The sequence below is a fragment of the Corallincola platygyrae genome, from assembly GCF_039544265.1.
In the GTDB taxonomy this organism is placed as follows: domain Bacteria; phylum Pseudomonadota; class Gammaproteobacteria; order Enterobacterales; family Neiellaceae; genus Corallincola; species Corallincola platygyrae.
Window position 1 is genome coordinate 22,803 of sequence record NZ_BAABLI010000014.1, and the last position, 26,281, is coordinate 49,083.

Genomic DNA, 26,281 nt, shown 5'->3' on the forward strand with positions numbered 1-26,281 from the left:
ATTGGTACAACTAAATAGCCATTCGGTCATCGGATGGCTATTTTTTTGAGTGATACACCACCGGCCAGGGGTGAGAAAACAAAGAATGGAAGAAGTCGCGATGCAGGCTTGGTGGGAATCCAGTCATTTGGCTGGAGCCAATGCAGCGTATGTTGAGCCGCTGTATGAAGCCTACCTAGAAGATCCCAACTCTGTGGACCCAGAATGGCGAGTTATCTTTGATAAATTGCCAGTCGTTAAACCCGAAATCTCGGAACAATCTCATACAAAAATCCGAGAATACTTTAAGACCCTAGCGCAAGAGACTAAGCGAGGTGGGGGCCAGGTATCTGATCCTGAGCTTGACGCCAAGCAGGTAAAAGTACTCCAGCTAATCAATGCCTACCGTTTCCGCGGGCACCAGCATGCGTCGTTGGATCCGCTTGGGCTTTGGCAGCAAGAGCGTGTGCCTGAACTTGATCCTTCGTTTCATGGCCTTGAGGGCGATGACTTCGACCGAGAGTTCAATATCGGTTCTTATCAGGCTGGCCCTGAGACAATGCGTCTTGGAGAGCTGGTTCAATCCCTTAAAGCAACGTATTGCGAGTCGATTGGTGCTGAATACATGCACATCACTTCGACCGAAGAGAAGCGTTGGATCCAGTCTCGTTTAGAGTCTTCGCAAGCTGCATTGCCATTCAGCAAAGAGCAGAAGCTTGAGTTTCTGGAAGGGTTAACTGCAGCCGAAGGGTTGGAAAAATACCTGGGCGCTAAATTTCCTGGCGCAAAACGCTTTTCTCTTGAAGGTGGTGATGCCCTAATCCCGATGCTTAAAGCGCTAATTCATCGTGCTGGTGAGAAAGGTGCTAAAGAGGTAGTGGTGGGCATGGCGCACCGTGGTCGCCTTAACGTATTGATTAATGTGTTGGGTAAAAAGACGGGTGAGCTGTTCGATGAGTTCGCGGGTAAACACTCATCCAGCTGGGGCTCTGGTGATGTTAAGTACCACCAAGGCTTCTCTTCTGATTTCGAAACAGCAGGTGGCAATGTTCACCTTGCGTTAGCGTTCAACCCGTCCCACCTGGAAATTGTAAACCCGGTAGTTCTGGGGTCAGTAAGAGCGCGTTTGGACCGACGCGGTAAGCCTGATACCAATACTGTGCTTCCTATTACCATTCATGGTGATTCAGCTATCGCTGGGCAGGGTGTTGTGCAAGAGACGTTTAACATGTCTCAGGCTCGCGCGTTTAAGGTTGGCGGTACTGTTCGTATCGTTGTAAATAACCAGGTTGGTTTCACTACCTCGAACCAGGAAGATACCCGCTCAACCCAGTACTGTACTGATATCGGTAAAATGGTACAGGCGCCCATCTTTCATGTGAATGCAGATGACGTAGAAGCGGTTGTGCGAGTGACACAATTGGCGTTGGACTTCCGTAATACCTTTAAGCGTGACGTACTTATCGATCTGATCTGTTACCGCCGCCATGGCCATAACGAAGCTGATGAGCCGAATGCGACTCAGCCTTTGATGTATCAGAAGATCCGCAAACATCCAACGCCACGCAAGCACTATGCAGATAAGCTGATGGCGCTTGGTGAAATAGAACAGTCGGAAGTGTCGCTGATCAATAACGAGTACCGTGAACAGCTGGATCAGGGCGAGTGCGTAGTCAAAGAGTGGCGTCCAATGGAAGCCCACTCTGTTGACTGGACGCCATATCTTGGCCATGACTGGGATACCAGTTACGACTCCACAGCCTCAATTGAGCGTTTGCAGTACCTCGGCGAAAAGATGTGTGAGTTCCCTGAAGGGCATAAACTCCAATCTCGAGTTTCTAAGATCTATAACGATCGCATGAGCATGGTCAAGGGTGAGCGCAAGCTGGACTGGGGTGCAGCTGAGACGCTCGCTTACGCGACATTGGTAGACGAGGGATACGATATCCGTATTACCGGTCAGGATAGTGGCCGGGGCACCTTCTTCCACCGTCACGTCGTGCTCCATAATCAGGCTGATGCCACTACCTACATACCGCTTAAGCACATTAATGAACAGCAGGGACGTTTCGAGATATACGACTCGGTTTTGTCTGAAGAAGCAGTGTTGGCCTACGAGTATGGTTACACCACCGCAGAGCCTCGTGGATTAACCATTTGGGAAGCGCAGTTCGGCGATTTTGCTAATGGCGCCCAGGTGGTTATTGACCAATTCCTCAGTTCTGGTGAGCAGAAATGGGGGCGCCTGTGTGGCTTGACCTTGCTGCTTCCTCACGGTTACGAAGGACAAGGCCCTGAACACTCTTCAGCGAGATTGGAGCGTTTTCTGCAGCTATGTGCTGACCACAACATGCAGGTGTGCGTGCCTTCTACACCTTCCCAGGTGTTCCACATGCTACGCCGGCAGGTGTTGCGCCCAATGCGCCGCCCACTGATCGTCATGTCGCCTAAGTCACTATTGAGACTGCCAGCGGCTGTGTCCTCTATGGATGAACTTTCCAATGGTCGTTTCCATAACGCGATTAGGGAAGTTGACGAGGAGATCAATCCGGCCGAGGTCGAAAGGGTCGTGATGTGTTCTGGTAAGGTTTACTACGACCTTGCAGAGCAACGCCGTAAATCTGAAATCAAAAATGTTGCCATTATTCGTATCGAGCAGCTTTATCCTTTCCCACACGACTGTGTTCAGGAGATCTTTAAAGACTACCAGCACGTCAAAGACTTTGTGTGGTGTCAGGAAGAGCCCCAGAATCAGGGCGCTTGGTACTGTAGTCAGCATCATTTCTGGACTGTCATACCTAAAGGTGCAACATTGCGTTACGCTGGCCGCGAAGCGTCTGCCGCGCCAGCCGTCGGGTATGCCTCTGTACACATAGCTCAACAGCAAGCGCTTGTTAATGATGCGCTGACGATTGATAGCAATAGCTAGGAAGGAACGAATAAAAATGACAATTGAGATTAAAGTCCCGGTATTACCTGAATCGGTCGCGGACGCTACTGTTGCTACCTGGCACAAGCAACCAGGTGAGCCTGTATCTCGTGATGAAAACCTGGTAGATATCGAAACAGACAAAGTGGTTCTTGAGGTTGTTGCGCCTGAAGACGGTACCTTGGAAGAGATTATCCACGGTGAGGGCGATACGGTACTTGCTGAGCAGGTTATTGCTAAGTTCAAAGCGGGCGCGGTTGCCGGACAAGAAGTGGCACCTAAACCTTCCGAGCCAGCAGCGGAAGAAAAAGGCGGTGAAACCACTCCTGCTACAAACGATGTTTTAAGTCCTTCTGTGCGTCGTGTGTTGGGTGAAAAGGGTATCACTGAGGCTCATGCAATCGCAGAAATTAAAGGCACAGGTAAAGACGGCCGAATCACAAAAGAAGATGTGGAGGCGTTCGCTAAGAAGGCGGCTGCCAGCGCCACATCTGAAGCCGTGGCTGCGCCAGTTGGCCGCAGCGAAAAGCGTGTACCTATGACACGTCTGCGCAAGCGTATTGCTGAGCGACTGCTTGATGCGAAGCAATCGACCGCCATGTTGACGACCTTTAATGAAGTCAACATGAAGCCGATTATGAGCATTCGTAAGCAGTATCAAGAACAGTTCGAGAAAAAACACGGCATTCGTCTTGGTTTTATGTCGTTTTATGTGAAAGCGGTGACAGAAGCGCTCAAACGCTATCCAGAGGTGAACGCGTCACTGGACGGTGATGACTTGGTTTACCACAACTACTTTGATATCAGCATCGCAGTATCGACGCCTCGCGGATTGGTTACGCCTGTATTGCGCGATGCGGATTCACTTTCTCTGGCCAAAACGGAAGAGGGTATCCGAGAGCTGGCGATTAAAGGTCGCGATGGTAAGTTGACAGTAGATGAGTTGACGGGTGGTAACTTCACCATCACCAACGGTGGTGTGTTTGGCTCACTGATGTCTACGCCAATCATCAACCCACCACAAAGCGCTATTCTGGGCATGCATAAGATTCAAGAGCGCCCAATGGCTGTCAATGGTCAGGTAGAGATCCTGCCAATGATGTACTTGGCACTGTCATATGACCATCGCATTATTGATGGTAAAGAATCAGTCGGCTTCCTTGTGACTATCAAGGAGTTGCTGGAGGATCCAACGCGACTGCTGCTGGATCTATAAAGAGTTTGCCCCGCGTCGGCGGGGCTTTCCCAAAAGGTAGGGCAATTAAGCCCAAGCTATGTTCCTATAATTCTAAATGGATAATGTCCAATGAACTTGCATGAGTATCAGGCAAAACAATTGTTTGCCGAATATGGACTGCCTGTCTCCGAAGGTTTCGCGGTAGAAACACCGCAGGCGGCTGTAGAAGCAGCTGACCGCATCGGTGGTGACATGTGGGTAGTTAAGTGTCAGGTACACGCTGGTGGCCGCGGTAAAGCGGGCGGTGTTAAGCTGGCTAAAAGCAAAGATGAAATCAAGGCATTTGCGCAAGAGTGGTTGGGCAAAAACCTGGTTACTTATCAGACTGACGAAAAAGGTCAGCCAGTGACCAAAATTCTGGTTGAGTCATGCACTGATATCGGTCAGGAGCTGTATTTAGGCGCTGTCGTAGATCGTGCAACTCAGCGCGTCGTCTTTATGGCATCAACTGAAGGTGGTGTAGAGATTGAGAAAGTCGCTGAAGAGACCCCAGAACTGATTCACAAAGCGATGATCGATCCTTTGGTAGGCCCTCAACCTTACCAAGCGCGCGAGTTGGCATTCAAATTAGGCCTGGAAGGCGCTCAGATCCGCCAGTTCACCAAGATCTTCCTGGGTCTTGGCAAAATGTTCACCGATTACGATTTTGCACTGCTGGAGATTAACCCACTGGTAATCACTTCGCAGGGCGATCTGCACTGCCTGGATGGAAAGATCAACATTGATGGCAACGCGCTTTACCGTCAGCCTAAGCTGCAGGAAATGCACGATCCTTCACAGGAAGATTCCCGTGAAGCGCATGCGGCTAAGTGGGAACTCAACTATGTTGCGCTAGACGGAAACATTGGCTGTATGGTCAATGGTGCTGGCCTGGCTATGGGTACCATGGATATTGTTAATCTTCACGGTGGTCAGCCTGCTAACTTCCTCGACGTGGGCGGTGGCGCAACAAAAGAGCGCGTAACCGAAGCGTTCAAAATCATTTTGTCAGATGACAATGTAAAAGCGGTTCTCGTAAACATCTTCGGCGGTATTGTTCGCTGTGACCTGATTGCTGATGGCGTTATCGGCGCTGTTGAAGAGGTGGGTGTTGAAGTACCCGTTGTTGTTCGCCTTGAAGGTAACAACGCCGATCTGGGGGCTAAGAAACTTGCAGATTCAGGGCTGAATATTATTGCTGCTACCAGTTTGACCGACGCAGCCCAACAGGTAGTTAAAGCAGCGGGGGCAAACTAATGAGCGTTTTAATCAATAAAGACACCAAGGTAATTTGCCAAGGCTTTACTGGTGGTCAAGGCACTTTCCACTCAGAGCAAGCTATCGAATACGGTACGCAGATGGTTGGTGGTGTAAGCCCGGGTAAGGGCGGCCAGACTCATCTTGGTTTACCTGTGTTTAATACTGTTCGTGAAGCGGTAGAAGCCACTGGCGCAACAGCTTCAGTTATCTACGTGCCAGCTCCGTTCTGTAAAGATGCAATCCTTGAAGCAATTGATGCCGGTATTGAAATCATTGTGACCATTACTGAAGGCATTCCAACGCTGGATATGCTGGACGTTAAGATCAAGCTCGATCAAGCTGGTGTTCGGATGATCGGTCCAAACTGCCCAGGTGTTATCACGCCGGGCGAATGTAAGATTGGCATCATGCCTGGTCATATTCATAAACCAGGTAAGGTTGGCATTGTCTCTCGTTCAGGTACGTTGACCTACGAAGCGGTTAAGCAGACCACTGATGAAGGCTTTGGCCAGTCGACCTGTGTTGGTATCGGTGGTGACCCAATCCCAGGCACTAATTTCATTGACGTGCTTGAGATGTTCGAAAAGGACCCACAAACCGAAGCAATCGTAATGATTGGTGAGATCGGTGGTACCGCTGAAGAGGAAGCAGCAGCCTATATTAAGGCCAATGTAACCAAACCCGTAGTCTCCTATATCGCGGGTGTTACTGCGCCTCCAGGGAAGCGTATGGGCCACGCAGGCGCCATTATCGCGGGTGGTAAAGGTACTGCAGACGAGAAATTTGCAGCGCTTGAAGATGCGGGCGTGAAAACCGTGCGTAGCCTGGCTGATATTGGCAAAGCATTACGCGAAATTACCGGTTGGTAATATCTCCTGCGTAATAGCTATTAAGCCGCCCCCGAGGCGGCTTTTTTATACCCAAGGGGCACGCTGTGTACAGGAAGTACGGTCTAAAATTGCTCCTGCATTTTAGACATTTCCGCCATCCTTGGCGGTCGTATGCCCAGCGCGGGCACAAGGTACCCAAAACACTGCGTGGGGCATGCTAATGTGCAGGAGCGGCGATACCCACTACGCTTCGCGGGGCACGCTGTGTACAGGAAGTACGGTCGAAAATTGCTCCATGCATTTTCGACATTTCCGCCATCTATGGCGGTCGTACATCCACAGCGCTTCACGGGGTGAGCTTCGCCTCGGGCACAAGGTACCAATACATTGCGTGGCGCATGCCGATGCTCAGAAGCGAACTCTAAGTGAGTCTCGGGAATGCTTGGGCCTGCAAACCACATTATCAAACTTGATTGAAATCTTTCTTAACGACTGACGGTCTGTAAAGAGCAGATAAGAATTACGGAGAATGGCCGTGGCTATTTGGGACAAGATAAAGCCTTGGATACTGCAGATTGTGTTTTTTGTTGCGATATGGGGCTTCGTTCAATGGCTCTATACTCAGAAACTATTGGATACAGGAGAGTATTTACCTGAGTTCACTTTACACTCAATGGCTGGTGAATCGATTTCAGACTCAGACTTACGCGGTAAACCAACACTCATCTACTTTTTTGCTCCATGGTGTGGGGTATGCCACTTCAGTATCGATAGCGTTGAATCAATCAAACAAGAGCACGAACAACTCAATGTAATCGCTATTGCATTGGACTTTGAAGAGGTTAAAGAGATTGAAGAGTTCGTGTCAGACCATGAGTTAACGATCCCCGTTTTACTTGGGAATAGGGACACTGCTATGAATTTTAGAGTTTCTGCATTCCCTACCTATTACACGATAGACAATGAAGGGCGAATCGTCGCAAAGGATATGGGGGTATCAACGAGAGTTGGGTTGTGGTTACGAACCTGGTTGGCCAGGTAGGTGGGTGACAGTTTTATTTACAGTTGATATGACTATCAATGCATGACAATCACTACTTTAATCGTGCTAAACACCCCTTAACATGCCGAATATGATTCTGATCATAAATATGTCACTTTTAGTGCTTAGATTTAGTGCGATTGTCAGCAATCCCTTACCAGACCGCTGTTTCAGCCATACTCGCCTTTTTGCACAAGATTAGGGCAAATGCTCTGAAAGCCCCGCTAAATCAGGCTTTGCTGCAGTTATCCACCAATTCTGTGGATAACTGTGTTGATAGGATTGTTACACTGGCCTGTAGCCCACGTTTTTTCGTCGTTGATGCTAATGAGCTAAAAATGCGGGTAACACTTTAAGGTGTTGATATAAAGAGAAATAAATCTTTATCGGAACAAATCTTACTCGTACTGAACAAAAAATAACCAACAAAGTTTTGTTACAGCGGCCCTGTGTATTAATTGTTATCGATGTTGGAATTTTGACGTCTGAAGCTATTGGCATGCACCAGAAAAACGACTGAACAGTCGGAATTTTTGTCAAGTGGAAAATTCGTATAATTGTCATGTTTTTTAATTGAAATTGGCCCGATTTATGATCTTGAGAATGCAGGCCATGTAAACCTACTCTGGCACCAATGGAATGCTGCTGGTGATAGAAGCGGGTAGTTAGATGTATTAAATTTAGCTTTTGCTACGACTTTTATGTTTAACACCTGCTTTTTTTAAGTTTATTAGTTGCTCGGAAACACTCTTTTACATCTGAAAGCCACGCCATTGGGGTGATCAGAGCAGTTAAAAGCTGTATATTTGAAAGCCCTCATTTTTTAGGCCTAGTTGATGAGAGATCTGCTCACAGCCCCCATACCCGCCACATTGAAAAGTATGACTATACCGGTTTGCCTCGGCATGGTGCTGCTTATGAGCTTCAATCTGGTAGATACCTTTTTTATCAGTATGTTGGGAACTGAGCCTCTTGCCGCTGTGGGGTTTACCTTTCCAGTAACCTTTTCAATCATCAGTATGGTTATTGGGATCAGCATTGGAACATCCGCAGTTCTGGCACGGTTTATTGGGCAAGGGGATAAAGAGGCATCCCGCCACCATGGAACCGCGGCACTTTATCTGACGGTGCTACTAGTGGCTGCGTTGTCGTTAGTTACATACCTGGTTGCAGAACCTCTATTTGCATTGCTAGGTGCGAAAGATATCCATATGCCGTTGATTATGGCGTATATGGAAGTTTGGCTGTTGGGCAGCGTCTTCCTGGCTCTACCCATGGTTGGAAATGCAGTTTTCCGCGCTAATGGTGAAACCAAATTACCGAGCATATTTATGGGCATTGGTGGTGCAATCAATGCGGTGTTGGATCCTCTGTTGATTTTTGGCTTGGGTCCGTTTCCCGAATTAGGTATTCGTGGTGCGGCTGTTGCAAGTGTTGTGTCGTTTTTTATTGGCTCACTTGTGATTATTGCAATGCTGGCCAACAAGTACCGTCTCATTCACTGGTTTCCTGGCTCGAACTTACCAAAAGCTTTTAAGCGGATTCTTACCATTGCTATGCCTGCCGCTGGCGCAAACATGCTTACGCCATTGGCGATGGCCGTGATGACGGCTATGGTCGCGCCTTATGGCTCGGCTGCAGTTGCCGCATTTGGTGTCATGACGCGAATAGAGTCGATTGCTTGCCTGGTGGTGCTTTCTTTGTCGATGTCATTGCCTCCTCTAATTAGCCAAAACCATGGCGCGGGCAACTGGCATCGCGTGAGAGAGGCGTACATGGTGGCGGTGAAATTCGTAATGATATGGCAGGCGGCTATCTATTTGGTTTTGCTGGTCTCTGCGCCTTTTATTGCAGCAGCGTTTTCTCAAGAACAAGAAGTGAAAGAGACGATTGTTTTGCTGTTGTTTATTTTGCCGCTTGGGTACGGTCTGCAAGGTATCACCATCCTCAGCAATTCAAGCTTCAATGCTGTGCACCAACCCCATAGCGCGCTTATTCTGAGCATAGCCAGGTTCTTTGTGTTCTATATTCCCTTCGCGTATTTAGGCAGTGTCTGGTTTGGTTTTGAAGGACTGTTCTACGGTGGTTTGCTGGGAGTGATAATCACTGGCAGCGTTGCCTTCGTATGGTTTAGAAAGCATTTGGGTTATCACCTGAGGGTTGCGTATGAGTAAACCTTTCAAGCTATGTTCGCAGTTTGCACCAGGCGGAGATCAGCCGCAGGCAATAGATCGCTTGATTGACGGTTTAGATGCTGGTCTGGCACATCAGACGCTGCTTGGTGTAACAGGCTCGGGTAAGACGTTTACGATGGCCAATGTCATTGCAAAGCTGAATCGTCCTACTTTAATCATGGCCCACAACAAGACCCTGGCGGCTCAGCTATATGGTGAGATGAAAGAGTTCTTTCCCAACAATGCGGTGGAATATTTTGTCTCCTATTACGACTATTATCAGCCAGAGGCCTACGTACCAACCACTGATACCTTTATTGAGAAGGATGCAGCGGTCAACGCCCATATTGAGCAGATGCGCCTTTCAGCTACCAAGGCGTTGATGGAACGGCGAGATGTTGTATTGGTAGCGTCTGTTTCAGCCATCTATGGCTTGGGCGATCCTGACGCTTACCTGAAGATGCTATTGCACCTTCGAGTCGGAGACATGATAGACCAGCGGGCTATTCTCAGGCGCCTCGCTGAACTGCAATATACACGTAATGATGTTGAGTTCCAGCGCGCCAACTATCGCGTCCGCGGCGACGTGATCGACATATTTCCTGCTGAGTCAGACCGTAACGCGATTCGCGTTGAGTTGTTCGATGATGAAATTGAACGCTTGGTAGAGTTTGATCCGTTAACTGGGGCGCAGGAGCGAGTACTTCAACGTTATACCATTTACCCAAAATCTCACTATGTGACTCCTCGTGAGCGTATTTTGGAAGCCGCCGAGTCAATCAAGCTTGAACTAAAAGACCGTCGAGAACAGCTTCTGTCGGTAAACAAGTTACTTGAAGAGCAGCGCATTGCCCAGCGCACTATGTTCGACATCGAGATGATGAATGAATTGGGATACTGCTCCGGCATCGAGAACTACTCCAGGTATTTGTCGGGCAGGGCGCCCGGCGAGCCCCCCCCTACGCTGATTGATTATCTGCCGCCTGACGGATTACTTATCCTCGATGAAAGCCATGTTACCGTGCCTCAAATAGGCGCCATGTATAAAGGTGACCGATCACGTAAAGAAACCTTGGTCGAATTTGGTTTCCGTTTGCCTTCTGCGCTGGATAACCGACCGTTGAAGTTTGAGGAGTTCGAATCTATTTCGCCTCAAACCATCTATGTGTCGGCAACACCGGGTAAATATGAACTAGAGAAGTCAGATGGTGAAGTGATTGAGCAGGTGGTTCGTCCTACAGGCCTGCTGGATCCGGAGATCGAAGTTCGACCGGTGGCTACGCAGGTGGATGACTTGCTGTCAGAGATTCGCGAGCGGGTAGAAGTGAACGAGCGTGTATTGGTGACGACACTGACCAAACGCATGGCAGAAGATCTGACAGAGTATCTTGATGAGCACGGCGTAAGGGTGCGTTACCTTCACTCTGATATCGATACGGTTGAGCGAGTGGAGATTATCCGCGACCTGCGATTGGGTGAATTTGATGTTCTGGTTGGCATTAATCTGTTACGAGAAGGTTTGGATATGCCAGAGGTGTCGCTGGTAGCCATTCTGGATGCGGATAAAGAGGGGTTCTTACGTTCAGACCGCTCGTTGATCCAGACCATAGGTCGAGCCGCCCGGAACGTTAAGGGCAAAGCCATCTTGTATGGGGATAAGATCACCGGTTCAATGAAACGAGCGATAGATGAAACCGTACGCCGCCGAGAGAAGCAGGAAGCCTTCAACAAAGCCAACGGCATCACTCCGAAAGGGCTGAATAAAGCTATTGCTGACATTATGGACCTGGGACAGAAACCTGGGGCTAAGAAAAACAAGGCAGCGGCTATCGCTGAACGTAAGGCGAGTTACCAGCCCGTTGACCCAGCGGCTATTGCCAAGCAGATTGCCGAACTTGAGCAGCAGATGTATGAACATGCCAAAAACCTAGAGTTCGAGGCAGCAGCCAAGCTCCGTGACAAGGTAAAGCAGTTACAACAATCTATGATTGCAGGCTAAGGCCGCACCTATCGAACATCGTCTGCCAGTGCAGGCGGTGTTCAGCGATTGCGGAAAGTAACTCTGCACGTAGGCTTGCCTCTCCACTCTTCAGTAGACCTATTGCACTGCCTTTGGGTGGTGATGGAAACAGTTGATTGATGGCTGGTGACACAGCTTCTAATTCACGCATCAAGTTGCTTACGGAAGGTTGAACTTCACTTCCGTAGTAGCCAAGCAAATAACCCTTTAGTTGTTTGGCCTGGCTTGATGCTTTGTTGTCTATACAAGTCACCTGTGGCAATACTCTGTCAAGTAAGGCATTGGTTTCATTGATGATGTGTAGAGCAATGCGCCCATCCTGTGTCAGTTGACCAAGATACTGACTGCCGCGTACTTCAGACAACATTTGTTCAAAGGATTGGTCCAAAACGGCGGATTGATTCAAGGTTTCAAGCTTGAGTGAGGCCAGGGCTGCGAGTGTTATAGCTGTTTGTTGCCGGAAAGGACGAGGCAGCGTTCTTTGTGCCGGTACGGACTGCAACTTCCTCAGTGTTGGTTCCGACCACATCAAATTATTCCATCTTGCCGCAAGTTGTTTTTGCTTCATTTCTGCGACGGAAGTGAGCCAGTTAATTTGTTCCTGAGCGAGCTCTGCCGAAAGACAACGATTGAGTGTCGCTAGCAGGCGAGTCTCGTAGATCAACTGCTGCGATGCCGTCATCACTTTGCCCAAAGAGCTATTTCGTTCACCAACCATATCCATCAAACCACATGAACGATATTGCCAAAGGTCTGACAGATCGTATGTTGGGCTCTCAAGGATTGTTTTAGTCGAGCTCACTGATGGTACAGCGAGTGATGCCGGCAGTGAGTCGACGTCTATTTTCGAGTCGCTGTTTAGCAACCTTGCTAAACGATTGTGGTGCTCAATGAGTGCTTTGTCTGCAGCGTCAAAACGTGAACACCCTGTGATAATCAGGCTTAGTAGTGCAAGGCTGATTAACCACCATGTTTTGGAAGCGGGGTAACCAAGCTTCCCCTGTGCTGTAACAGGCGTATGCCAAACAGCACGGCAGCGGTTGATAAGCCAGAGATAAATCCAATCCAAAACCCTTTTGCTCCCATGGCAGGGGTGAAAATATCTGTCAGTCCCAACAGGTAACCGATTGGCAAACCTACTCCCCAGTATGAAAACAGTGTGATTACAAAAATCGCTTTGCTGTCTTTCATGCCTCTCAATGCACCAGCACCAATTGCCTGAACGGTATCCGGGAATTGATAAAGAGCTGCCAGCAGTAAGAGGGAAGCTGCAAGCTCAATCACGTAGCTATCATCGGTATAAATATTTGCAATCTGTGTCCTTAACAAAACGGTCAAAACAGCAGTAAAGATCGCAATAAATAGCCCAAAACCGATCCCACACTTCACTGAATATAGCGCTGCGTGTTCATTCTTTGCGCCCAAATTAAGGCCTACACGGATGGTAATCGCCATGCCGATAGATAGCGGCACCATAAATACCATCGAACTAAAGTTAATGGCGACCTGGTGTCCCGCTACATGACCCGCGCCTAATGGTGATATCAGCAGTGCTACCGCAGCGAACAAAGAGACTTCAAAAAACAGGCTGAGTGAAATAGGCACCCCAAGGCGCAACAGGCTTTTCACCTGTCGCCAGTGTATGCCGGGAATATTTTGCCAGAGTGATATTTGCTGATAGTGCTTGTGATGTTTCACGTAGATCATCATCGCAATCATCATGCACCAGGTTACCAAACTGGTGGCCCAGCCACAGCCAGCGCCGCCCAACGCGGGTACCCCAAATTTGCCATAGATAAAGACATAGTTTGCAGGCACGTTCAGCATCAGGCCTATCAGGCCTATCACCATGATCGGGCGTGTATAGTCCATGCCCTCTGACATATTTCTGAGGACCTGGAATACAACAAACGCAGGCGCTGACCAGATGATGCCTTCGAGATAGCCGAGGGTTAAGGCCGCTAACTTAGGATCGTCTACCATGCCGTCAATAATGACTTTAGCCAGCGGCGATAGAGCTACTAACAGGACGACACTTGCTGCACCTATGTAGCCAGCCTGCCAACATGCATTGGGAATGCTGGCTTTGTCGTTGGCGCCATAAAAATGAGCTGTAATTGGAGATAGCGCCATTATCAGCCCCTGGATCAGAAGAATGACTGGCAGCCAGATACTGGTAGCTACCGCAACAGCGGCAAGGTCTGTAGGCGATACAGTGCCGGCCATTGTCGTATCGACAAAGGTCATCAGCGTCTGCGACAGGTTTGCCGCAAAGATCGGCAGGCAAAGACGTAGTATCTGCCTGATTTCGCGCGTAAACTGAGCGCTGAATATGGCCATTAGCAACCTGTGATAAGAGAGAAGAGCGGCATGTTTACCGGAATCGTGCAGTGTAGCGCAACAGTTATTTGGTTAGATAGTGAAAATGACATTGCCAGACTTCGTATTGAAGTGCCTGCGGCGAGCTATCTCGAACGTGTGGAAGTGGGGGCGAGCATTGCGATCAATGGTGTTTGCCTGACGGTTGTCGACTTTGACAAGACAGTGGTTGATTTCGATGTTATTGCCGAGACCCTGAGGCGCACCAATATAGGTGCGCTTAAAAAAGGCGAACAAGTCAACTTTGAGCGTGCCGCCAAGTGGGGCGATGAGATTGGTGGTCACATGCTTTCGGGACATATCCAAACTCAGGGCAACGTAGAGGCCTTCGAAACCAGAGGCAATGAAGTGGATATCCAGATCCACATAGATGCTGCTTGGCGCAAGTACGTCATGGAAAAAGGTTACGTATCTATCGATGGCATCAGTCTTACCATCGGCAAGGTTGAAGAACAGAGCTTCTGGCTGCACCTTATTCCCGAAACGCTAAGAGTCACCACCTTGGGCGCTCGTAAAGTTGGCGAGCTAGTGAATATTGAAATAGATACACAGACGCAAGCCATTGTCGATACCGTTGAGCGCGTGCTCGCGAGCAGATAGGCTGAGTTTTCGTTCAAATCTAATACAACTGCTCATCGTCACCGTCGACACTGACCGCGGGCGAGCCGTCCACAGCTGAGTGCCCGGCGTGAATATGGACTTCACTGCAACACTGCGGGCAGTCCTCATACATCTCTTGATCGCCCTCTGAGAAATCGACCTCGACTTTAAAGCGATAGCCGCAATGGGGGCACTCGATGGTTTTTTCTTGAATGGGGTTCATGTCGGCACCAAGTCATCAGAACGTCCACTGATAATTATGGTGCCTTATCCATTATTCTGCTTTCAGCTGGGGTAACCAAGTTGTCATATGATGATGCAACTCAACCAAGGAACGGTATTTTCCGTCAGCTACACCAAAGGCCTTGCGCTCATACTCTGACGATTCCGGGATGGCGACAGCTGTCATTCGTGCTGCTTTTGCAGCGATAACGCCATTGACCGAGTCTTCGATAGCCAAACAGTGCTGTGGTTTGAGGCCAAGTTGTTGAGCCCCCTTGAGATAAACCTCTGGGTGAGGCTTTCCAAAATTCAGGTGCTCTGCAGAAGCGAAGGTTTGAAATTTCTCCGATATGGAAAAACGTTCCAACACAGTTTCAATCAGTATTGAGGGGGAAGAACTGCATACTGCAAGCGGGATCTCACTTTGATTTAAAGCGGTTATCAGTTCGACAGCGCCTGGCATAGGCTCACTCTGGGTTTGGATTTCGGTGATTACTTGATCCATGATTGCGTTTTCAACATCAGCGTTAGGAGCCGAAAACTCATACCGTTGGCGCCAGTAGTTAACCACTTCATCGATTCTGAGTCCTGTAGTTTGAAAGCACATCTCTTCGGTAATGGGAATGCCAAAGTCATTGAAAACCTTGCTTTCAGCCATTCGCCATAACGGCTCAGAATCGACGATGACACCATCCATATCGAAAATTACAGCTTTAATCTCGTTCACGAATTAGTCCTTGAAAGGGAAATTAAGTCACTAATTGCCTCTGACGCCTTTAATCCAGTGAGGTTCAATTGCATTTGTACGCGCCATTTCTTATAGTGTCTCGCTTAGAAAGACGCCCTGTTTTAACGCAAAAAACATCCATGAGCTGGATGTTTTTTCTTTTTTGATGCAAGTGGCCCTTGGTGTGGGTCACCACTGTATATAAAGGATATAAAATGCCTGTAATTACACTTCCTGACGGCAGCAAACGTGAATTCGAATCGCCGGTAACCACTCTGCAAGTTGCTCAAGATATTGGCCCTGGTTTGGCCAAAGCAACCATTGCGGGTCGAGTGAATGGTGAGCTAGTCGACGCCTGTGACCTGATTTCTGAAGATGCTGAGCTGAGCATTATTACTGCTCGTGATGACGAAGGTCTTGAGATCATCCGTCACTCTTGTGCGCACCTTTTAGGCCATGCCATCAAGCAACTTTGGCCTGATTGTAAAATGGCCATCGGACCGGTTATTGATAACGGCTTTTACTACGACGTTGACCTTGACCGTTCTCTGTCTCAGGAGGATCTGGATGCGCTGGAAAAGCGTATGCTTCAATTGGCTAAAACCAACTATGACGTCGTTAAGAAGAACGTCTCCTGGCAGGAAGCGCGTGACACATTTGAAGCGCGTGGTGAGAGCTACAAAATTGAGATTCTGGACGAGAACGTACCAAAAGATTCCAAACCAGGTCTCTACCACCACGAAGAATATGTCGATATGTGCCGTGGTCCACACGTACCAAACATGAAGTTCTGCCAACACTTTAAAGTGCAGAAAGTCGCTGGTGCATATTGGCGTGGCAACTCTGACAACAAGATGCTTCAGCGTATCTACGGTACAGCGTGGGGCGATAAAAAACAGCTTAAAGCTTATTTGAAGCGCCTCGAAGAAGCAGAGAAGCGTGATCACCGTAAAATCGGTAAAGCATTGGACCTGTTTCACTGGCAGGAAGAAGCACCGGGTATGGTGTTCTGGCACGCGGGTGGCTGGACCATCTTTAAAGAGCTGGAAAACTTTATGCGTGGCCAACTAGTGAAGTTTGGCTACGAAGAGATCCGAGCTCCACTTATTCTGGATGTCACGCTCTGGGAAAAATCCGGTCACTGGGACAAGTACGGTGACATGATCTTCTCAACTGAATCTGAGAAGCGTGATTACGCAGTTAAGCCAATGAACTGCCCAGGCCACCTGCAGATTTTCAATCAAGGTCTGAAGTCTTACCGAGATCTGCCTTATAGAATGGCAGAGTTCGGTCTTGTTCACCGTAATGAGCCTTCAGGTTCACTGCACGGTTTGATGCGTGTACGTTCGTTTACACAGGATGACGCCCACGTTTTCTGTACCGAAGAGCAGATCCAGCAGGAAGTATCAGCCTGTATTGAAATGGTGTTCGACACCTATAAGACATTTGGCTTCGACAATATCGACGTCAAACTTTCTACTCGCCCAGAACAGCGAGTAGGATCTGACGAGGTGTGGGATAAGTCAGAAAAAGCATTGGCAGATGCGTTGGTTGCCAATGATCTGAACTATGAGATCCAGGAAGGCGAGGGTGCCTTCTACGGACCTAAGATCGAATTTACCTTGTACGACTGCCTCGATCGCGCATGGCAATGTGGCACTATTCAGCTCGACTTCTCTATGCCGGGCCGCTTAGGTGCGACTTACATCGGTGAAGATGGCGAGCGTCACGAGCCGGTGATGATCCACAGAGCGATTCTTGGCTCACTTGAACGCTTCATCGGCATCCTGACAGAAAACTATGCGGGTTACTTCCCAGATTGGTTGGCACCGACCCAGGCTGTGGTGATGAATATCACCGATAAGCAGGGTGATTATGTCAATGATGTGGTGAAAAAGCTGAGACAAGAGGGTTTCCGAGTAAATGCGGACTTGAGAAACGAGAAAATTGGCTTTAAAATCCGCGAGCACACTCTAAAACGCGTCCCATATTTGCTAGTAGCAGGGGACAAAGAGGTGGAATCGGGTCACGTGGCAGTCAGAACTCGTCGCGGTAAAGACCTAGGCGTCATGCCTGTAGAAGATTTCATCAAGCTGTTGAAAGCTAGCGTTGATGAGAAAAGATTAGACATCGTGGAGGAATAGCCATTAAAGGCAAGGGTGGAAGAAAGGGCCCGCTGCAGCAGAAGCCCGCAAACCGTTTAAACGAAGATATTCGCGTACCAGAAGTTCGCCTTATTGGCGCTGATGGTGAAGCTGTCGGCGTTGTAAGCATTAACGAAGCATTAGACGCCGCACAGTCGGCTGGTATGGATCTGGTTGAGATCAGTCCAAATGCCGAGCCCCCGGTCTGTCGCGTGATGGATTACGGTAAGTTCCTCTACGAGAAGAGCAAGGAACAAAAAGAGCAGCGGAAAAAAACCAAACAGATTCAGGTTAAGGAAGTTAAATTCCGACCTGGCACAGATGAAGGCGACTACCAGGTAAAACTGCGCAACCTGGTTCGTTTTCTTGAGGCGGGAGATAAAGCCAAAGTCACACTGCGTTTCCGTGGTCGTGAAATGGCTCACCAAGATCTCGGTATCAACTTGTTGAACCGAATTAAAGAAGACTTGGTAGACCTGGCCCAAGTGGAGTCTTTCCCCAGTCGTGTGGAAGGTCGCCAAATGGTGATGGTACTCGCGCCAACTAAGAAGTAATTCAGGCTTACAAGTGACTTTCGGGTCCGCCTGTATTGCTAGTTGTTTAACGCTCAATGCGGAGTGGCAATCATGCCAAAGATGAAAAGTAACAAGGGCGCTGCTAAGCGCTTCAAAAAAACCGGCTCTGGCGGTTTTAAACATAAGCAGTCTCACCTGCGTCACATTTTGACCAAGAAGAGCACTAAGCGTAAGCGTCAGCTGCGTGGTAAGCACTTGGTTGAGAAGTGTGATGTTAAATCTGTGCAGCGTATGCTGCCTTACGCATAAGGAGACTGACTTATGGCACGAGTAAAACGTGGTGTTATCGCGCGCGCGCGTCACAAGAAGGTAATGGACCAGGCTAAAGGTTACTACGGTGCACGTTCACGTGTTTACCGCGTAGCTTTCCAGGCTATCACCAAAGCAGGTCAGTATGCTTACCGTGACCGTCGTCAGCGTAAGCGTCAGTTCCGTCAACTGTGGATTGCACGTATTAACGCTGCATCTCGTCAGAATGGTTTGTCTTACAGCCGTTTCATCAACGGTCTGAAGAAAGCATCTATCGAGATCGATCGTAAGATCCTTGCAGACATCGCAGTATTCGATCAGGCAGGTTTTGCTGCCCTGGTAGAAAAGGCGAAAGCTGCGCTTTAATTTAAAGCGACAGTCGCAAGTTAAAACGGGAAGTGTTTCACTTCCCGTTTTTTGTATCTGCAGATTAAGGAGAACCAGATGCTGGTCGATTCACACTGCCATCTTGATAAACTTAAGTTAGATGAGTTTGACGGTAAGTTGGATAATGTTGTCGCACAGGCAACAAAGAACTCCGTTGAGCACATGCTCTGCGTCGGCGTAACGCTTGAAGCTTTCCCGAGCATGTTGGAGCAAGTGACTCCTTTTAAAAATGTTTCTGTTTCCTGCGGTGTTCACCCTCTGGACCAGGATTCTATTTGGGATCAGGACAAGCTACTACAATTGGCATCCGGTGAGCAGGTTGTTGCCATTGGCGAGACCGGACTCGATTACTACTATGCTGCCGACACCAGGAAAAAGCAGCAACAAGCCTTTGTTGGTCATCTGGAAGTCGCCAATCAACTTAACAAGCCAGTCATCATTCATACCCGAGATGCCAAAGAAGATACTTTGGCGATTTTAAGAGAAGGAAATGCTGAGCGGGTAGGTGGCGTGTTGCACTGCTTTACCGAGACCTGGGAAATGGCTAAAGCTGCATTGGACTTGGGTTTCTATATCTCTATATCTGGCATTGTGACGTTCAGAAACGCGTCAGCATTACGGGACGTGGTCAAAAAGATCCCAATGGAACGCCTGCTAGTCGAAACCGACTCGCCGTACCTCGCCCCTGTGCCCCATAGAGGCAAACAGAACCAGCCAGCCTATGTGGCTGATGTCGCAAGATTTGTGGCCGATCTGAAGGGAGAAAACTATGAATCCCTGGCAAAAGTGACGACTGACAATTTTTACAAACTTTTTAACCGTATCGCTCGAAACTAAAAAAAGGCCCTGAAGGGCCCTTTTTTAATGATGCTGCTATTAAGCACCATCTCCTTGATATTTTTCTAACAAACCAGCAAGTTGCCCTTTGTCTTCGGGTGAGCTCATTTTCATGCTCATCACCTCTATATCGGTTAGGATCCGATCGCGCTCGCGAACTGCTGACTCCTTGGCGACCATTGCCTTTGCAAACCTTTCTTCAGCGTCAGAAAGTTGTTGGGTCAGTTCCTCTTTATCTGAGGATATGGCGTGATAATCACGTAGTTTTGCACTGAGCTGCTTACGCTCATCTTCATGGTCGGCGTCGATAGATTCTAATCGTTTGGTCAGAGAAGCAACTTCATCATTAAGTTTTGCTACCTCGCTTTCGCTCGCAGAAGATTGCTCATTTGCTTTCTCGAGTGAAGCAGAGAGGTCAGAAATCTTTTGCTCGAGCGCTTGTTTCGCGCTTTCAGCCTCATCGGCTTTAGCTTGCAACGATTTCAAGGACTCTTCTGCTGCCCGATGTCTATCTTGGTAGTCAGCATTTTCGCTCAGCGCTTGCTTGGCTTTGGCGAGCTCTTCTTCTAAATCAGCAACATTATTTGCAGCTTTACTAACATCTTCAATTTTAGATACCTGCTGCTCAATCTTAGTTTTTTGTTGTTTACTGAGCGCTTGAAGCTCTGAAAATTTCGCTTTCAGAGTTTCCAAATCCTTTTCTGTTTTTTCTAATTGAGCTTTAGCAGTAGAAGTTTCTTCCTCACTGCTCTGGTTTATCCGTTTTTGTTCTTCAAGGTGCCCTGTTACCTCTTCCAGCTGCTTCTTCAATGTTGCTTTTTCAACAAGTGACTTTTCGCCTTGGTCGCTTTGTTCCGACAAGGATTCAACCGCTTTATCTGCACGTGTTGTCTCGTCCTGCAGCTGTGAGCTGAGATTCGTTATCTCTTGTTTGGCCTCAGATAGTTCAGTTTCCAGTTTGGTAACTAATGCTTGCTGCGTCGTTTCTGCCTGCCCGGAAGCTTCTGTTGCTTCTTCTAAAGAAGCTTTTAGCACATTGAGCTCTTCTGCTGATTCTGCAACTTCCGCTTTATGGTCGGCTTTCAACTGCTCGAGTTGTTTACAGAGGTGGTAAATCTCTGTCTTGGCGGCTTCGAACTGCTTGTGATACTGGTCGGCGTGCAACTTTTCTTTCTCGGCACTCTCCTGCAGCATTTTTGTGTTCAATTGAGAAGATTTCAGAGTAGCAACTTCAATTCTGGCTTTGCCCAGATTCTTTTGTAGTAGTTGTTCTGAGTGGGTTTTGTTTTTAAGTTGCGTTTCGGTTGCTGTCAGCTGCTTCTTCAGTGAGGCGTACTGCTTTTTAAGTGCTTCTATATCGGTAAGTTTGGCTACGTCTTCATCCGGAACAGGCTCTTGTTCAGCGGCTTTACCTGAACCAGTGGCTGAGGCTAGGGCAATTGACTGCTCCCATATTTTACTTACCAACAAATGGAGCTCTGCCGGTGGTTCCGATTGTGGAGCGCTTTCCTCTATCAGAGCGTGAGCCTGATGGATAACGTCAGCAACAGTGCCAGGTTGGAAACCCGCTTGTTCATTAATTCGATTGAGTGTTGCAGGTTTGCATTGGTTTAACGCGTTTGCCATCACTTCAACGACAGCGCGGAGTTGACTACTTTTATCAGCGTTCGATTGCTCGGCCATAACTCTATTACGATTCCATCTATGTCAGGGCTCTGATTAGAAGTGTTAAACAGGGCTGTTAATCACTTCCACATTCGTAACATGTTACTGTTAAAGATAGAAAAAAATTGTGATGTCGTGGGCAGAAAAAATGCTCGGGACTATTCCGGGTCCCGAGCCTAGGGGAATGGCTCTATGGAAGAGCCGTGCGCTAACTAAAACGGTTCGCCAGGCGGGGACTGCATTGTCTGACTTGTTGAGGCAAAGTGTAGTCAGAGAAATTTAATAGGGGCAAATTTTGCCCCCTCAGCTCTAGTTGAAAGTCAGACCCTGGTCACGTACCAACTCTCTGGGCAGCTTGTTTTTTAGCTTGTTGCCTGTAATTCGGGCCAACCCCAGAGCGACGCCGGCATAACAGCAGACCAAATCGCCTTTTTTATAGTTGGAACTGTTCGACAGATCTTTACCCATGAAAAATGCTTCCGCTTGTTCTGCCGTCAGATCCAGCTTTTGCGCCGCCTGATGACCGTAAGCTATGGCAAATTCGTGGGTTACTCTTAGCTCTTTTTTATGCTGCTCACCAACTTTTACACCAATGCGATCAAATTTCATTAGTGGCACCAACTCAGTCAGTTTGTTTGGAAACAGCCAAACTTCCCGTTCTCTCAACCAAAAAGAACTATCAGAAATATCTAATTCGCCAAAGTAGGCGAGATACTGCAAGATCTCTTGCTGCTGTTTTTTACTGGCTTTTGTGAAGGGGAATTTGGCGGGCATCGGCTTAGAGAAGCTATTTTTCTCGGTCATTTCTTTTTCTGCTTTAGAAAAAGCTGCGACGAAAAAGCCTTCACTGTCGTAGTGATGTGGCCATATATGCAAATACCCTTCGTTGGTTGCAGAACGCTCCGCGCCTACGAACAGTTCAGAAAGATTTACTACAGCCATATCTGGGTATTTTTGAAGCAGGTAGGCACAGACGTGCTGATTTTCTTCTAGGTTAAGGGTGCAAGTTGAATACACCAATTTGCCACCCGGTTTCAGCGCTTTGTAGGCGCTATCGATTAAATCCCGCTGTGTTTGAGAAAGCTCGTCAACAGCGCGTTGTGACCAATTCTTAAATGCATCAGGATCTTTTCTGAAGGTGCCTTCGCCGGAACAAGGGGCATCCAGCAATATCGCATCAAATGCTTCAGGCAGGTATTCCCCAAATACGCGTCCATCGTAATGGGTAAGTGCGGTATTGGTAACGCCGCAGCGCACAAGGTTGGCGTACAAACCTTTAATGCGGCTGGCTGAAAACTCATTAGCGACTAATGCGCCCTCATTATTCATCAGGGCCGCCAATTGTGTGGTTTTTGAGCCTGGTGCTGCAGCCATATCAAGAACACTGCCCAGCTTTGCCGCTCCCATTGCATACTTAAGCGCAATCGGGGGCATCATAGAGCTGGCTTCCTGAATGTAGAATTGGCCGGTTAAGTGCTCGGCAAAATTGCCCAATGGTGCCTGGTGTTGGTATTCGATCCATGCGCCTTGCGGGCACCAGGGGATCTGCTCCAGTTTCCAATTGTGGCGATTGGAAACAAGCCGCATATCTTGCTGTGTTGATTTTAAGCTGTTGAACCGAATGCTGCGCTTAAGCGGCTGTGTGCTCACTTGAAGAAATCGTTCGAGTTCGTCAGAAGGCAGGATTTGTTTAACTTTTTCAATAAATTCTGTGGGCAGCGTCGTAGGCGTATTCACAAGTCTATGTCATGCTTTTTATTACAATAATTGGATCTTAACACAGCTCAGTGCGGATAGAGCTGTCACCCGCTGTTTGGATTGTCATGTTAAATCTCCTTTGGCTTGGAATGTTTCTGTTGGGGCTGTTGTCAGCTTGCTACCGCTGGCTTTTCCAAGATGACCAAGAAGTGTTTGCCAGGTTGATGCAGGCTATTTTCGACGCCGCCTCTCTTTCCATGTCGATTGGCATTGGACTGGCGGGGCTGCTTTGTTTCTGGATGGGAATTATGCGCCTCGCTGAGCGTACTGGCGCTGTTGAGCGTTTAGCCTCACTGTTGTCACCGCTGTTTAGTAGGCTTATGCCTGAGGTTCCAAAAGGTCACCCGGCCATCGGTGGTGTAACCATGAACCTGGCTGCGAATATTCTAGGGCTGGATAATGCCGCTACGCCATTGGGAATTAAGGCGATGCAGCAGTTGCAAACACTCAATCCGTTAAAGGATACGGCCAGCAATGCACAGATATTGTTTTTGGTATTGAATACTTCTTCGGTCACTATTTTCCCTGTCACCGTTTTTCTCTATCGGGCGCAACTGGGAGCAGAAGTGCCTACCGATGTATTTTTGCCCTTGTTACTTGCCACTACCGCATCAAGTGTTGCAGGACTGCTCGCAGTAGCCTGGGTGCAAAAAATCAAACTTTATGACGCGGTACTGGTTGGCTACGGCTTGGCTTTGGCGTTGCTGATGGCGTTGCCCATGTTGTATTTACTGTCTCTACCCGCGTCAGATATGGCTGCAGGATCTGGTTTTATCGCCAATATTTTGTTGGTTCTGCTTATTTGCTCATTGATGTTTGTCGCCTGGAAAAAAGGTGTAGACGTGTATGAGGAGTTTGTTGAAGGAGCAAAAGAGGGCGTCTCTCAAGCATTTAAAATTGTGCCGTACCTTGTCGCCATGTTGTGCGCTATTAGTTTTCTCCGTGCATCCGGCGCACTCGAAAGTTTTATGAGTTTAGTCCGCACTTTCGTTGAATACCTGGGGTTAGACGGCCGGTTTGTTGATGCACTGCCAACCGGGCTGATGAAGCCATTTTCTGGCAGTGGAGCCAGGGCTTTGATGATTGAAACTATGGAAACCCATGGTGCAGATAGCTTTGCGGGTCGGCTAAGTTCAATAATGCAGGGTTCAACGGAAACGACTTTTTATGTTTTGGCTGTATATTTTGGTGCTGTAGGGATACAGCGAGCACGACATGCGGTTGCATGTGGCTTAATTGCCGACGCAGCAGGCATTACTGCGGCGATTATGGTTTGTTATTGGATATTTGGCTAAGACTTGATTTCACTTAGCTAAATTTATACTGTATATAAAAACAGTGCTAAGGGCGTGTTATGGCAGTCGTAGTTAAATACGTAGTAGTAAGAGACGGTGAGGAAAAGATGACGTTTACCAGCAAGAAGGAAGCGGATGCTTATGACCGTCTATTGGATATCGCAGACGCCGTGTCTGATTATTTGGTGAGTAGTGAGCTGGAACTCGCTGAAGAGCAGGCTGAAGTGATAGGTCACCATTTAGCCATGAACCGTGAGGTGATGGTGCAGCTATTGAAAACCGGTAAAATGCCTACCAAGACATCTGAAAGTAAAGATTAAGTGCTCTTATGAATAGGAATGAATTGGTAAGTCGGTTGGACGAGTTGCTATCAGCATCTAAGTTCAAAGATTACTGTCCAAATGGTTTGCAGGTAGAGGGGCCCACTGAGGTTTCTCGAATTGTCACTGGCGTCACTGCAAGCGCTGAGCTTATTGAACGTGCGATAGAGATGAAAGCTGATGCGCTTTTAGTCCACCATGGTTACTTTTGGAAAGGAGAGCCTGAGCCAATAACTGGTATCAAGGCAAATCGCATAAAAGCACTAATAAAAAGTGATATCAATTTAATCGCTTACCACTTGCCGCTCGATGCGCATCCGGAATTAGGTAACAATGCCCAGCTTGCAAGCCTGCTTGGTATCGAGCAACAAGGCGTACTTGGAGATCCTGACACCAGCGTTTTAGCTTGGGGGCAATTCAATAAGCCTGTGAGCGGAGCAGCTTTGGCGTCTTGTTTGAAAGAGAAGTTAAATCGAAAGCCTCTGCACAGCAGCGTTGTTGATGAAATCAGCAAAGTTGCTTGGTGTACCGGTGGCGGCCAGGATTTCATCGAGCAGGCGGCTGAAGCAGGGTGTGACGCATTTATATCCGGTGAAGTGTCAGAGCGGACTATATTGTTGTCCAGAGAGCTTGGTATCGACTATTTTGCAGCCGGGCACCACGCCACTGAACGTTATGGTATCAAAGCGCTGGGTGAATACATCGCAGGGAACTTCGGTATCGAAGTCAATTTTGTAGATATCGACAATCCCGCTTAGGCTCCGACGCTGTTAATTGAGTGGACATGGCAATAAGACCTAATAAGGTGCACTCAATTCCAATCTACTTACCCCCAATTTTCACCCAAAGCTCGCCAATATAGGCGTACCAAGCTTTGGTTGATTTATCCAGTTGGTTACTGTCGGGGCGATAGCTCCACCAGTCGTAATCGAAATCTGGATTTCCTCGGATATCTGCGGGAACAGGGATAGGTTGGAGTCCAACTTGATCAAACAGGCTCACAGCTCTTGGCAGGTGACTGGCAGAAGTGACCAAGGCAAAGGTTGAATCTTTGACAATTCCGGCTGTGACAACCGCTTCTTCATAGGTATCTTTAGGAGTGGTCAGGGCTAATGCGTTATTGGGATCTAACCCAAGCATGATGGCTGTATCTCTCATCACTAGTGCGCTGGCCACATAGTTATTACCACCCCATCCAGTAAAAACAAGAATTCGTTTGGTATCTTGGTGATAGTGTCGCATCGCTTCGGTTAGTCGCTTGAGGCCACACTCATATAACTGCGAGCTGAGCTTTGAAGCAGGTAAGCCATGATGACCACAGCCCAAAACTACAATGTACTTAGTCTCTTCGGGTAATACGTCTACTGCTTCGATTTGCTGTTCACGAGACGCGATCTGTATCTCTCCCATCGGGGGAATTGAACATATCGCAATGATGCCAATAGCGACAGCCAGCAAAGCTGTGGCTAGTTTTCTTGAATAACCAAAAATGAGCCATGCTCAGTATCATTAATAGGAATGCAAGGGGGAGGGGGGCCAGCCAGCTAGCCGCAAATTTCTTAATAATAAACATTTAAGGCCAGTTGACCTTTTGTGTGTAGATTTTGTTCGAATGAAACATGATTTGAGCAAGATCTGAGCTACGTTACTAATCGGTGTTAGAAAGTAGAGAT

At 48.1% G+C, this 26,281-nt stretch carries 23 protein-coding genes; 16 read left to right on the top strand and 7 right to left on the bottom strand.

The window, feature by feature from the left end:
• Positions 1-85 precede the first annotated feature (85 nt).
• From sucA to uvrB, 7 genes are all read left to right on the top strand, one after another.
• Positions 86-2,908: a 2-oxoglutarate dehydrogenase E1 component gene (sucA, locus tag ABEA14_RS11415; protein WP_345340139.1), complete on the top strand. Its 2,823-nt coding sequence runs from the start codon at positions 86-88 to the stop codon at positions 2,906-2,908.
• A gap of 16 nt (positions 2,909-2,924) precedes the next feature.
• Positions 2,925-4,124, top strand: a complete 1,200-nt coding sequence (gene odhB, locus ABEA14_RS11420; protein ID WP_345340140.1) for a 2-oxoglutarate dehydrogenase complex dihydrolipoyllysine-residue succinyltransferase — start codon at positions 2,925-2,927, stop codon at positions 4,122-4,124.
• A 90-nt stretch (positions 4,125-4,214) separates the two neighbouring features.
• A complete protein-coding gene (gene sucC / locus ABEA14_RS11425; RefSeq protein ID WP_345340141.1) occupies positions 4,215-5,381 on the top strand; it encodes an ADP-forming succinate--CoA ligase subunit beta in 1,167 nt (388 codons plus the stop codon).
• Positions 5,381-6,253, top strand: a complete 873-nt coding sequence (gene sucD, locus ABEA14_RS11430; RefSeq protein ID WP_345340142.1) for a succinate--CoA ligase subunit alpha — start codon at positions 5,381-5,383, stop codon at positions 6,251-6,253. The genes sucC and sucD overlap by 1 nt, the downstream gene beginning before the upstream one ends.
• A gap of 496 nt (positions 6,254-6,749) precedes the next feature.
• Positions 6,750-7,256, top strand: coding sequence for a TlpA family protein disulfide reductase (locus ABEA14_RS11435; RefSeq protein WP_345340143.1), 507 nt, complete (start codon positions 6,750-6,752; stop codon positions 7,254-7,256).
• 881 nt (positions 7,257-8,137) lie between these two features.
• A complete protein-coding gene (locus ABEA14_RS11440) occupies positions 8,138-9,430 on the top strand; it encodes an MATE family efflux transporter (protein ID WP_345340144.1) in 1,293 nt (430 codons plus the stop codon).
• Positions 9,423-11,429, top strand: a complete 2,007-nt coding sequence (gene uvrB / locus ABEA14_RS11445) for an excinuclease ABC subunit UvrB (RefSeq protein ID WP_345340145.1) — start codon at positions 9,423-9,425, stop codon at positions 11,427-11,429. Before ABEA14_RS11440 ends, uvrB begins: the two co-directional genes overlap by 8 nt.
• Here uvrB and ABEA14_RS11450 read toward each other — a convergent pair.
• Together ABEA14_RS11450 and ABEA14_RS11455 are read right to left on the bottom strand one after the other, a co-directional pair.
• On the bottom strand, positions 11,413-12,519 hold the full coding sequence (locus tag ABEA14_RS11450; protein WP_345340146.1) for a DUF3080 family protein: 1,107 nt from the start codon (positions 12,517-12,519) through the stop codon (positions 11,413-11,415). The two genes, uvrB and ABEA14_RS11450, sit on opposite strands and share 17 nt — an antisense overlap.
• Positions 12,411-13,790 (bottom strand): MATE family efflux transporter, encoded by a 1,380-nt coding sequence (locus ABEA14_RS11455; RefSeq protein ID WP_345340147.1) that lies wholly within the window; start codon positions 13,788-13,790, stop codon positions 12,411-12,413. Before ABEA14_RS11455 ends, ABEA14_RS11450 begins: the two co-directional genes overlap by 109 nt.
• 30 nt (positions 13,791-13,820) lie before the next feature.
• Between ABEA14_RS11455 and ABEA14_RS11460 the strand changes: the two genes are divergently transcribed.
• Positions 13,821-14,429, top strand: a complete 609-nt coding sequence (locus ABEA14_RS11460; RefSeq protein ID WP_345340148.1) for a riboflavin synthase subunit alpha — start codon at positions 13,821-13,823, stop codon at positions 14,427-14,429.
• Positions 14,430-14,448: 19 nt separating this feature from the next.
• Here ABEA14_RS11460 and ABEA14_RS11465 read toward each other — a convergent pair whose 3' ends face one another.
• Positions 14,449-14,652 carry a zinc ribbon domain-containing protein gene (locus ABEA14_RS11465; protein WP_345340149.1) on the bottom strand — a complete coding sequence of 68 codons (204 nt, stop codon included), beginning with the start codon at positions 14,650-14,652 and terminating at the stop codon, positions 14,449-14,451.
• A 51-nt stretch (positions 14,653-14,703) separates the two neighbouring features.
• A complete protein-coding gene (hxpB, locus tag ABEA14_RS11470) occupies positions 14,704-15,378 on the bottom strand; it encodes a hexitol phosphatase HxpB (RefSeq protein ID WP_345340150.1) in 675 nt (224 codons plus the stop codon).
• 215 nt (positions 15,379-15,593) lie between these two features.
• Between hxpB and thrS the strand changes: the two genes are divergently transcribed.
• The 5 genes from thrS (at position 15,594) to ABEA14_RS11495 (ending at position 19,570) form a co-directional block, all read left to right on the top strand.
• Positions 15,594-17,522: a threonine--tRNA ligase gene (gene thrS / locus ABEA14_RS11475; RefSeq protein ID WP_345340151.1), complete on the top strand. Its 1,929-nt coding sequence runs from the start codon at positions 15,594-15,596 to the stop codon at positions 17,520-17,522.
• Positions 17,519-18,076 carry a translation initiation factor IF-3 gene (infC, locus tag ABEA14_RS11480; protein ID WP_377776205.1) on the top strand — a complete coding sequence of 186 codons (558 nt, stop codon included), beginning with the start codon at positions 17,519-17,521 and terminating at the stop codon, positions 18,074-18,076. The genes thrS and infC overlap by 4 nt, the downstream gene beginning before the upstream one ends.
• Positions 18,077-18,148: 72 nt before the next feature.
• On the top strand, positions 18,149-18,346 hold the full coding sequence (gene rpmI, locus ABEA14_RS11485; RefSeq protein WP_345340152.1) for a 50S ribosomal protein L35: 198 nt from the start codon (positions 18,149-18,151) through the stop codon (positions 18,344-18,346).
• Positions 18,347-18,358: 12 nt separating this feature from the next.
• Positions 18,359-18,712 (top strand): 50S ribosomal protein L20, encoded by a 354-nt coding sequence (rplT, locus tag ABEA14_RS11490; RefSeq protein WP_345340153.1) that lies wholly within the window; start codon positions 18,359-18,361, stop codon positions 18,710-18,712.
• 78 nt (positions 18,713-18,790) lie between these two features.
• Positions 18,791-19,570, top strand: coding sequence for a TatD family hydrolase (locus tag ABEA14_RS11495; RefSeq protein ID WP_345340154.1), 780 nt, complete (start codon positions 18,791-18,793; stop codon positions 19,568-19,570).
• Between the two features lie 39 nt (positions 19,571-19,609).
• Here ABEA14_RS11495 and ABEA14_RS11500 read toward each other — a convergent pair whose 3' ends face one another.
• Both ABEA14_RS11500 and rsmF read right to left on the bottom strand, forming a co-directional pair.
• The gene (locus ABEA14_RS11500; protein WP_345340155.1) at positions 19,610-21,253 is read right to left on the bottom strand and encodes a hypothetical protein; all 1,644 of its coding nucleotides are present in this window, start codon (positions 21,251-21,253) and stop codon (positions 19,610-19,612) included.
• Positions 21,254-21,544: 291 nt separating this feature from the next.
• Complete coding sequence (rsmF, locus tag ABEA14_RS11505; protein ID WP_345340156.1) at positions 21,545-22,972, bottom strand: 16S rRNA (cytosine(1407)-C(5))-methyltransferase RsmF; 1,428 nt, start codon at positions 22,970-22,972, stop codon at positions 21,545-21,547.
• Positions 22,973-23,058: 86 nt separating this feature from the next.
• On the opposite strand from rsmF, the gene ABEA14_RS11510 reads away from it, so the two are divergent.
• From ABEA14_RS11510 to ABEA14_RS11520, 3 genes are read left to right on the top strand one after another with little or no spacing between them, the layout of a single operon-like run.
• Positions 23,059-24,288: a nucleoside recognition domain-containing protein gene (locus tag ABEA14_RS11510; protein ID WP_345340157.1), complete on the top strand. Its 1,230-nt coding sequence runs from the start codon at positions 23,059-23,061 to the stop codon at positions 24,286-24,288.
• Between the two features lie 59 nt (positions 24,289-24,347).
• The gene (locus ABEA14_RS11515; protein WP_345340158.1) at positions 24,348-24,608 is read left to right on the top strand and encodes a YebG family protein; all 261 of its coding nucleotides are present in this window, start codon (positions 24,348-24,350) and stop codon (positions 24,606-24,608) included.
• A gap of 8 nt (positions 24,609-24,616) precedes the next feature.
• Positions 24,617-25,366 (top strand): Nif3-like dinuclear metal center hexameric protein, encoded by a 750-nt coding sequence (locus ABEA14_RS11520; protein WP_345340159.1) that lies wholly within the window; start codon positions 24,617-24,619, stop codon positions 25,364-25,366.
• A gap of 64 nt (positions 25,367-25,430) precedes the next feature.
• On the opposite strand, the gene ABEA14_RS11525 is transcribed toward ABEA14_RS11520, so the two are convergent.
• Complete coding sequence (locus tag ABEA14_RS11525; RefSeq protein WP_345340160.1) at positions 25,431-26,066, bottom strand: ElyC/SanA/YdcF family protein; 636 nt, start codon at positions 26,064-26,066, stop codon at positions 25,431-25,433.
• Between the last annotated feature and the right edge of the window lie 215 nt (positions 26,067-26,281).